The sequence below is a fragment of the Leyella stercorea DSM 18206 genome (assembly GCF_000235885.1).
In the GTDB taxonomy this organism is placed as follows: domain Bacteria; phylum Bacteroidota; class Bacteroidia; order Bacteroidales; family Bacteroidaceae; genus Prevotella; species Prevotella stercorea.
Genome location: NZ_JH379344.1, coordinates 1 through 9,013, shown reverse-complemented (window position 1 = coordinate 9,013; position 9,013 = coordinate 1). Strand labels below are relative to the sequence as shown.

Below are 9,013 nucleotides of genomic sequence, written 5' to 3'. Positions count from 1 at the left end.
AGATTCTTCCCCCTGGGTTTATCGGGTGAGCCGTTTTGTGTTTCTTGTAAAATTAACTGCTGTGTTATAATCAAATTGTAATTTCGCAATAAAATGACAATAGTTGTCTGTTAAGTAAGTACGACATTTGCTTGTTTCAAAATAAAAATAGTAAACATTAGTTTCGCCGATTTTCTCTATCTTAATTTTATCGGACAAATCTATTTCACCGTCATTGTCCTTCATGTAAACATCAAAATTGTTTCCTCTGTTCTTTTTTATAATCAAAGTGAGGTATTCTTTTGGACACTTTTGTTGAACAAAAGGTGTCACGTAATCACCATCTGCTTCCACATCATAGAACCCTTCTATCGGGTCTAAATAATCCTTGTTGTTTTGGAAATATTTTTGCATTTCCGATAGACTTTGCGATGACACGGCTAATGTCGTAGTCAATAACACAAACAAAATAATAAATCTTTTCATACTTTTTTGCTCCATTTGTTCATAAAATCGTTATAAGTAATACCATTGTTAACACCTCCTGCTTGGTACACCAACAAAGCTGTATTTTTCCCATGCTCTGCAAAAAACATTATATGCATTGAGAATGTTGAAAAACACATGTGATTAGCTCCTATCCCAAATGCGGCGACTCGCATATACTTAGAGAATGTATTAATCCAAGCATCATAGACCATCTTTGGAAAACCATCATTGCTCTGTATTATCATGCACTCTTCAATAACTCTATTGTTCTTCAAGTAGAAGAAGCAACTCAATCCCTCTGATGGGTCTTCACCGTCTGTATAGAAATCACCGTTAACTTCAGTGCGCAAATAACGTGCATTTGGAAACACTTGGCGTAATTCGCAGATTGTCTTGCCAAGATTGTTTCCTGGCTCATTACCTCTTGCACTGCATAACATTGTTATACAGCCAAGAGCCATTGTCAAAATAAATCTATACCACAGTAGGCTTAATTTCCTTTGTTCCATTACTACATTTCTTTTGCCTTGTTTATATCCCTTTTCCCTTCTTTAGTATTTCCTATTTTAAGATATGACTTTCCTCTCATTTCATATGCGTTTTTATGCTGTTTATCATCATTGCACGCAATACATTTTGTCATAGCATCAATACATTTTTCATATTGACCAAGATAGAAGTATAATTCTCCTAAAGTTTCCCAACTATAGCCGTGTTCTGGATTTAGTTCTATAGCCTTCAAAGAATAAGGCAATGCTTCATTATATTTTTTCTGAAGACAATAGCCCCATGCTATGTTATTATAAACCGTTCCATAATCAAAACTTTGAGGAGTATACAAGGATTCTTTTTCCAGTATTTTTTTATATATACTGATACACTCTTCACTATCAGATGGCATATGTAGAGATTTAAAAAAAAGTAGTTCCGGGTCATTATCAAATTTCTTTAAACCCATATCAATTATTCTTACAACATTTTCAGTATCCTTACAGAAATCGTAAGCCTTGGCTAAAGTATAATAATCCATAACTGTCATTTCTAATTCTTTAGGAATAGGAGGATTATAACTCATAATATGGTTATATCTTCTTATACATTCTTGAGCATTAGGAGCGACCCTTGCACTCCACAGTTCTGCATTCAAAGAAAGTGCCATACATTCACAGGCGAAAGCTCTTAGATTCTCTTCTATAGCTGATGAATCCAAGACTGCAAATAATAATTCTTTGTTGCGGGATGTTGTTTTAATACAATTATCAAAAGCATCATATGCCTCATTCCTCTTATTCATATACACCAAACACATACCAAGTTTATGATAATATTTAATACTGCTCATATTATTTGGAGCATATTCTAAGCCTTTTCTATAGTTTTCCGCAGCTTTTTCATAGTTATGCGTAATACCACAGACATCAGCTAAACCAAAATAAGCGATATCACTTGGATTAAGTCGTATACTATTAAGATAATTTTCCCCACTTTCATTGTAACGACCTTCTTTCTCAAAAATTTGTCCAATATAACAATATGCTGCAGACAGGGATTTAGAATCTTTATTAGCCATATTTGAAATGTATAATTGAAAAGCTCTTAATGCATCATCATACTTTTTCATTTCGTAATTTACTACACCTAAATTATATCTCGACGGTGTATACGACATATCTGCTTCTAATGCTTTGCTAAAAGAATCTAAAGCCTTATTATTATCTCCTTTTTTACTATAAGCGTTTCCAATATTATCATACAACATTGCTCTTAGCCTTGGTGCTTTTGTATTTTTCAGAGCCTCCAATGAACATTCTATAGCTTTATCATATTCCTTAGCTTCCACTTGCTGATATGCTTTATAATATAACTTTTCTGCCTTTGCTTCCGATGGAATATCTTTACCATTAGCAATAACAAGCATATTCCCATCAAGTTGAATTGGCCCCAACTTTTGGATGGCTGATTGTCCTAATAACAATGGAGCATCAAGACTATTTGTAATGACAGCAGCTACATCATTTATGGTGACACCTCCAATCTCTATATTGCGAAGAATCACTTTAGTGTTCTCCACAATATTACCATCGGCTATTTGAGTATAACCCTTTTCACCGAGGTCTGCTTCTTTGATATATCCATTCTTCAACATGAAAATGGCCTCTGTCAAAGAAAGACATACATTGCTGGCCCCCGTATCAAAGATAAATTTCATAGACAATCCATTTACTTTACCAGGGACATAATATACATTGCCATGTCTCTCCATTGTTATCTTAACTTGACCAAAGCAAGAGTATGAATAAAACATGCAAAACAAAAATAACAAAAGTTGTTTCTTTATATTCATAATATGATAGTTTATAATTCTAATTTCTGACACAGACTTCTACTTTCCAATATATTTAGTTGTATACCCGAGCTTTTCACATAATTCATGCAATACAGCATGCATCTTATCCAAAGCATCAATTATGAGCTTTGGATTGGTAAAAAATAAAGTATTGCCATCATAATCAAAACCAACATTTAGTTCTGAAAGCCTTTTCAAAGAATCAATCTTGCGGTATGTTCCAAAATTATTGTGACAGATATTATTCCTTAAATCATTTAGGTCATGTTGCAAGTAATCAATAGCTTTGAGTGATTCTTCTGACAACGAGATACTCTTAGATCTACATATTGCAAGGATATTTTCTGGTGCATTCACTTTTTTGCTTAGTTGAGCTACGCAACTTTCATAATATGAATAGCACATCAAGAAAGCAGATTGATAAAACATATTCATTCTATCTGCATTATCATTAAATGCAGAACAAAGAGAAGAATATATTGTTGATTCTACTTCTATATCACCATCTGAATTATCTTTGGCAATTTGTAAAAATTCTTTCTCTGCTTTATTTTCCCACTCTGCTAAAAAATTCGGGAATGCTGTTAATAGGTAGCGTAAAAAGCTTGCTCTATCATTAACTTTTGCTGCAATTGGATGTCTTAATGCAATAGCCATAGTTCGACAAATTTTGACTCTTGGCTACCACGGAGTTGATAACGATTCTATCTGGCATATATACAAAAATAAGAAACGTGGAGCCAGTCCTGTCACTCGTTCCACAGTGTAAAGGCCTTCGCATTGCCCTGCCAGTCGAAACGAGCAACGCCGAAAGCCCCACGTTGATGTAAGTATATAATGCCCCATAACAACGAACAGTAAAACTGTACGAAGCCAATGAGGGTTGTATATAATACATCCCATGAGGCGTTCCCGTTGCTTTGTTTTTGACTAGCAGTTGAGAGTTTGCGAAGTTCTTACACTGTCAAAACCAAAGCGTACAGTTACGCCTTATTATGTATATGTCTACCCGACCTCCGCCCTTTGGGGCTTTCGGATGGATATACTTTGCAAAGATAAGGGTTTTATACGATATTGGAATATGTTTCAGCAAAAAAAGTTTCTTTTTAGAAAAAGTAACTGGAAGATGACTGGAAGATTCGCCCTTGCGGAGCGGTATCTTCCAGCCATTATGCTGTTAATAGTGTGAGCGTTACGGCGATGCTGGGAGATATGGTAGATTTTTTCACGTACTGAGACATTATACCATATCATCGAAGGTCTACTCTACTACCACCTCGTCGAGGAAGAACCAGGCAGGATAGCCTACGCCGTAATGCCATGAGGGACAGAGACCGAGTGTCTTGACGACGACGCGGATGTAGCGGGCTTTGACGGGAGCAGCGAGAGTGACGGTTGCGGGAACGAACTTAACGCTTATGTCGCGGTCTTCGGGGAACTCGTGTGTGCCGAGAAGACGGAAGTTCTTGGCATCGTCGCTGGCGTAGTAAGCTACGCTCTTCGGTTGCAGAATCCACTGTCCAAGTTGGTGGAGGAAGTCGGTGGTTATCTTGTTCACCTGCTTCTGCTCGCCCATGTCGAGCACGAAGTCGGCATCCTCACCCTGCCAGCCTACCCAACTCTCCACGAATGTGGTGCCGCCGTAGAGTCCGTCGGTGAGTGCCTTGTCAGCTATTGGCTGATAGCGTTCTTGTGGCGGTATGTTCCATATCACCTTCGCTCCGGCTGCCTTGTTCTTCGTGCCGTTAGGCAGGAAACGCTGACGATATAGACGGCAATAGTCCTCCACCTTGTTGTTGCGCTCGTTGAGCGTAGGCACGCCGTACTGGGCACAGATTGTGCCGAACGTGTCGAGCGATTTCTCCACCGCAGCCTTGTCGCCACCGCTCTCGGTGCGCGCAATCTCCAGTTCGCTATAGCGCAGCGGCAATCGGGCTATGCGCACATGCGCCAGCATCGCCGAGTCGGCAGCCACCGCCTTTTCAGCCTCATCAAAGAGTTCGTTGTAAGCCTTGCGGAGGTTGGCGTTGAGCATTCCGTTCTTGTGCGTAATGGGCGAGTCGTATATCCACAGCGGTGTGCCTGATGCGAGCAGCGCGCCGGTAAGCATCTGCTGGTAGCGGTAGAGATAGGGAGCGGCAGCGCCGTAGTAGCCGCGCATGAAACGCTGCATGAGCGAGTCAGCATCGAGCTCCGGGTTCCACATCAGTTTGCCGAGCATGTAGGCTCGAAGTTCGGCGAAGTCGGTGCCGAGCGTTCCGTTCACCTGCTCGAAGAGCATCGTAGCGTGGTTGCGCTTGAAGAGTTGTATGTTCTTCTTGAGAATGTGGAAGTTGGGGAACGGTGCCACTACATTATCGAAGTTGATGCCGTAGTCCCATACGAAGATATTATTGGAAATCTTCGCCCAGCCTTCGAGCGCCCGCACGAAGTCGCGTCCAGACTCGTTGTCGGTGAGCGGCACCTCGCGCTTGGTGTCGATGTCGCAGAGCATTATGTTCACGTTGGGCAGCGGCTTCACATGCTTCGGAGGATGCATGGTGAAGAGGTAGGCAAGCGTAGAGAACTGCTTGTCGGGGAAGCGCTCAGCCAGGCGGTTGAGGAAGCGTACGTAGCAGCCGGCAGGCGAACCCTCGTACTCGTTCACCTTGCGGCACTCTGGGCACTGGCAGTAGGTGTCGTTGCCGTCGTTCTGACTTACCGAAATCATGTTCTGATTGGGGTTAGCCTTGAATATAGAGTCGATGCGGTGGGCTACTATCTCGAAGATGTCGGGATTGGTGAGACACCACTGGCTGTGGTTGCCGGGACGTCGTTCGCCGTTGATGAACGAGTAGTATTCGGGGTGCGACTTGCCGTAGACCGACGACGGCAGCAGTCGGTCGAACGTGTGTACCCACATGTCGGCGGCGAACATCTCGCGGTGCTCCTGCAGGCGCATCCAGTCGCGGTAGGTGCTGTCGTTGTTAGAGTAGCTGAACGTCTGGCGGAAGCGGAACGCCGGACTCTCCGCCACGTGCATCTGCGGAATGCGCACATCGGCAGAGGGCGTGAGCGTGTAGAAGTCCTTAGCGAGATAGTCTACTCCGAGCTGCTTCTCGAGTAGTGCCACAACGCCGTATATAGCACCCTTGCCGCCTGCCGTCTTTATGGCGAGTGTGCCGCGCGAGCAGTCGATTACGTATCCGTCGTCGGTGGCTTCGTTGGTCGACTCTCCAATCACAACGCAGTTCTTAGAGCGGCGACCATTGGCAACGATAGGCAGTTCGCCACCCGATGTTTCGCGCACGAAGCGCTGCAGCAGTTGCGCCGCCTTACGGTTTACGTCGTTCTCCTGAGCAAGCACGATGCGTGCCTGCGCCTTGCCCTTACTCACGAGGCAAACCTGCGCCGGCAGCACAGACGGAGCCGCAAGGCACGCCACGAGAAGTATCTTTCTTAATGACTTAATCATATTGAAGAATGTTGTAATAAATTGGTTTTAAAGTTGTGTACGTACAAAGTTATAAAAAGTTACGCAAAAACATTTGGTAGTTATCTATATTTGCACTACATTTGCAGCAGATAATCATAATTCTATCACAAAACAAAAATTATTGTAGCAAAAAAATGAACGAAATGACAAAGAATTTAGTTGCTTTTTTAACGTGATAGAATTATGACTAATATGCAGAACAACACTGACGAGAATTTCAACGAGGATTTCGAACGACTCATGAAGCAGTTCTTGAGCGAAGAGTACAAGGATGTCAAACTCGACGACATGCAGACTGAGGACGAAGAGGATCCTTTTCTGGAAGATGAAGATGTAGATGAAGATGTAGATGAAGATGTAGATGAATACCAAGCCGAGGACAACACTCCGACAGAGAAGGCTGACGACATCTGCACCGACAATCCGTTACCTGGCGACGTCATAGAGCAAAACCAGAACGTAAGAGTAAAGGTGGAGATACTGCGCCCCATAGACAATCCGCAGGAGGAGCTGCAGAAGCTGGTGGGCTGCGGCAACATCAAGAAGCGCATGGACGAACTGGTGGCGCTGACCGCCTACAACCGCATGCTGCACGAACAGTTTCCAGAACTGAAGCAGCACCGGGTTTCGCTGCACAGCCTATTCCTCGGCAACCCCGGCACAGGCAAGACCACGGTCTGCAAGATATTCGGGGCGCTGCTGCACGAGGCGGGAGCGCTCTCGAAAGGACACGTCGTGATATGCGACCGCGGCACCTTCATCGGCACGCTTTGGGGCGACGAGGAAAGGGCTATGAAGCAAGTGGTGGAGATGGCGCAGGGCGGCGTCCTGATGATTGACGAGGCATACCTTCTGAACGGAAAGAACGAGAACGACCCCGGAAAGATCATCGTACAACTACTCATGAATCTGCTTGCCGACGAGAGTCAGCGCGACATCGCCGTGGTGCTCTGCGGATACAAGGAGCCGATGAACGAACTGCTCGAGACTAACCCAGGACTGCTGTCGCGCTTCCCCAACCGCTTCGAGTTTGCCGACTTCAGCGTCGACGAACTGCTCGAGATAACCAGCCGCCGCATTGAGGAGTACAGCTACCGCTTCACCGTAAAGGCATGGCAGAAATACACCGATATGATAGCGCTCGCCTTCAGCGCTCGCGACACCGAGACGTGGGGCAACGCACGCTTCATAGCCAACCAGCTGGAGCGCATCTACATTCAGCACGCCACACGATGCGTGAAGCAGCCGCCGAAGAATCACAACGACCTTCTTCTGATTACGCCGGAGGACATTGTGCCCATAGAGATGCCACGCAGAAAAAACAGAATAGGCTTCGGAGTGTGACTCCAAAGCCTATTCTGCAACGTTTTATTACCTTTAAAAACATCACGGATATTCAATACATTTCTTATTTTGTTTGTTATTTTGAGGATTTTGTGTATTTTTGAACCATGATTAGCTAATCGAAACCTATTTTCTAAAAAACTGAATCCGTAAAACTTAAAAAGAATATGAAATACATGAATTTTAAGAATGTCGTGATTTTTATTTTATCTTTGATTACAGTATGGATTGTTGTAGTCTTTTTTTGTTATAAAGGATATTTAACTAATATCGAGGTCGGTCAGATTCAATTAGGTGATTGTCGTGATTTTACCACACAAGATGGTATAATATTTGATACTGGTGCAGATTTTTCATATATATCTTCTAATAAAATTGGATTCCCTTTTTTTTTATTTCCAGTCTTGGTTAACGATGGAGAAGGTAATAATAAAATTTTACCAATGTATTTCACACAATATTTTGAAGTTAATGATAAAGTAAAAATTAAAAATTTCGCATACTTTTCTGGTTTCAAAAGCAATAGAATCAAAGCAATCATTGGAATGAATGTACTATCAAAGCTAAACATGCTTTTTCTTTCGACCCAAAATACATTAGACATAAAGTCTTTTGATTTTAAACCACAGATTCCTTCATCCGCCACAATTCTTAAATATAAAGATAGAATATGCCCAAAGGTAACCTTAAGATTAGACAACGAAGTTATTGATGATATTCTAATTGACACAGGATTTGATGGTGATTTGTCGATAGATGAACATTACATAGAGAAGCTAAAATCTAATCATTCTTGCGATACAATGATTAGAACAAATAATACGCTATTTGATACTCAAAAAGTAAAGAAAATAATATTTTCAGAATTATATATTAATGAAAGACTATATAAAAACATACATGTAGTTCAACTAAAAAAGAGACTTTTAGGTTCTAAATTTTTGAAACAATTTGATAGAGTGTTTTGGGATAGCAAAAATCTAACAGTTTATATGTGGAACGAAAATGATGAATATTAAAAAGTCTATTCATCAAAATTACTGAATAAAATAAAACGAGAAAGGAGGCCAACATTAAAGGCATCCTTTCTCGTTTTATCAAGATTATTTCTTCAAGAAGCCATAGTCGTACACTTTAGGCTCTATGTGAGCAGCAAGTAGTTTCATGGACTGTCTGAGGTCGGCAAGCAAGGCATTATAGGTTGCATCCTCGCTGGTGGAGTTCATCTGCACCTTTCCACTCTTCGTGGTCTTTGTACCTTGGAAGTGCATCTTTATGTCATAGTAAGAAGCATTAGGGTTGGCTCCTGCTTGTTTGTGATAGTAACGCCATAGCTCTCTTCCGGCATGAGAGTGTAAAATAAACTGTGTCAGGCTATA

At 42.1% G+C, this 9,013-nt stretch carries 8 protein-coding genes; 2 read left to right on the top strand and 6 right to left on the bottom strand.

What is annotated here, in order from left to right; translation table 11 throughout:
* Positions 1-18: 18 nt before the first annotated feature.
* The 5 genes from HMPREF0673_RS00585 to HMPREF0673_RS00565 form a co-directional block, all read right to left on the bottom strand.
* Complete coding sequence (locus HMPREF0673_RS00585) at positions 19-465, bottom strand: hypothetical protein (protein WP_040596134.1); 447 nt, start codon at positions 463-465, stop codon at positions 19-21.
* Complete coding sequence (locus HMPREF0673_RS00580; RefSeq protein ID WP_007896756.1) at positions 462-977, bottom strand: hypothetical protein; 516 nt, start codon at positions 975-977, stop codon at positions 462-464. Before HMPREF0673_RS00580 ends, HMPREF0673_RS00585 begins: the two co-directional genes overlap by 4 nt.
* Positions 978-979: 2 nt before the next feature.
* Complete coding sequence (locus tag HMPREF0673_RS00575; protein WP_007896755.1) at positions 980-2,812, bottom strand: tetratricopeptide repeat protein; 1,833 nt, start codon at positions 2,810-2,812, stop codon at positions 980-982.
* 39 nt (positions 2,813-2,851) lie between these two features.
* Positions 2,852-3,472, bottom strand: coding sequence for a hypothetical protein (locus HMPREF0673_RS00570; RefSeq protein ID WP_007896754.1), 621 nt, complete (start codon positions 3,470-3,472; stop codon positions 2,852-2,854).
* Between the two features lie 604 nt (positions 3,473-4,076).
* The gene (locus tag HMPREF0673_RS00565; protein WP_007896751.1) at positions 4,077-6,269 is read right to left on the bottom strand and encodes a DUF4838 domain-containing protein; all 2,193 of its coding nucleotides are present in this window, start codon (positions 6,267-6,269) and stop codon (positions 4,077-4,079) included.
* Positions 6,270-6,482: 213 nt separating this feature from the next.
* Here HMPREF0673_RS00565 and HMPREF0673_RS00560 point away from each other — a divergent pair, with 213 nt between their 5' ends.
* Complete coding sequence (locus tag HMPREF0673_RS00560) at positions 6,483-7,634, top strand: AAA family ATPase (protein WP_157591594.1); 1,152 nt, start codon at positions 6,483-6,485, stop codon at positions 7,632-7,634.
* A gap of 167 nt (positions 7,635-7,801) precedes the next feature.
* Entirely contained in the window at positions 7,802-8,653 is an 852-nt protein-coding gene (locus HMPREF0673_RS00555; RefSeq protein WP_007896749.1) for a hypothetical protein, read from the top strand.
* 84 nt (positions 8,654-8,737) lie between these two features.
* Here the strand turns inward: HMPREF0673_RS00555 and HMPREF0673_RS14445 are convergent.
* Positions 8,738-9,013: hypothetical protein (locus HMPREF0673_RS14445; protein ID WP_007896748.1), on the bottom strand; the 276-nt coding region annotated here is incomplete at its 5' end.